Here is a 1007-nt window from a genome sequence, read left to right on the forward strand (position 1 = left end):
GTCACAGCGGAAAATGGCGATACACAGGAGTGGACGGTCAATACCACCGTATTGCCGCCTACGGGGAGCGGGGCCAATGACATAACCGCGTTCGGGCTCCCGGTCCAGAACAGTGCGGATATCGACCCGGGTACCAATACGGTAACGGTGAACGTACCCGACGGAACGGACCTGAACGTCGCCCCACAGGTCCTAGGGGTCTCGCCCGGGGCCACGGTCTTGCCCGCGATAGGCGCCGTACAGGATTTTAGCGGACAGGTGCTCTATACCGTTACCGCGGAAAACGGGACGCCGCAGGTCTGGACCGTGAACGTGACCGTATCCCAGCCCACGGGAAGCGGCCTGAACGCGATAACGGGCTTTGAACTGCCCGTTCAGAACAGTGTGGCCATAAACGATGTTAACCATACCATAACGGTGAACGTACCGAACGGAACGGACCTGAACGTAGTTCCCTCCATATTGGATATTTCCACTGGGGCAGGCATAGACCCCGGGCCGGCATCACAACAGGATTTCAGCCAGCCCGTGAACTATACCGTGACCGCAGAGAACGGTAACCCACAGGTCTGGACCGTGAACGTTGTCACGGAAACCAGCGGTGAAAAATCAATTGACAGTTTCGTGATTGATGGGGTATCGGGAACATTCAACGGTACGGATATATCGGTGACCTTGCCTTTTGGAACGGATGTAACCGCATTGTCCCCTATTATTGAATTTTTTGGACAGTCTGTCAACCCACCTTCAGGGACCCCCACTGACTTCACCAACAATGTAACCTACACCGTAACCGCCGAGGATAACACTACCTTGAACTATACCGTGAACGTTACGGTGGATGCCGCACAAAACGTGGCTCCCCAAGCGAATGCCGGTCCCGACCGGACCATCACCCTGCCTACGAGTTCCGTTACATTGGACGGTTCGGGAAGTAGCGATACGCCCCCCGGTACGATTGCCTCTTACGCCTGGACGCAGGTCAACGGTCCCACAACGGCGACCAT

1 protein-coding gene is annotated in these 1007 nt (G+C 56.3%); it reads left to right on the forward strand.

All coding sequences use genetic code 11. From position 1 onward, the window contains the following. Positions 1–312: 312 nt before the first annotated feature. The coding region (locus tag Q4597_RS19690) for a PKD domain-containing protein (RefSeq protein WP_408065849.1) at positions 313–1007 on the forward strand (695 nt) is incomplete at its 3' end.

The organism is Zobellia sp. 1_MG-2023 (assembly GCF_030549125.1).
In the GTDB taxonomy this organism is placed as follows: domain Bacteria; phylum Bacteroidota; class Bacteroidia; order Flavobacteriales; family Flavobacteriaceae; genus Zobellia; species Zobellia russellii.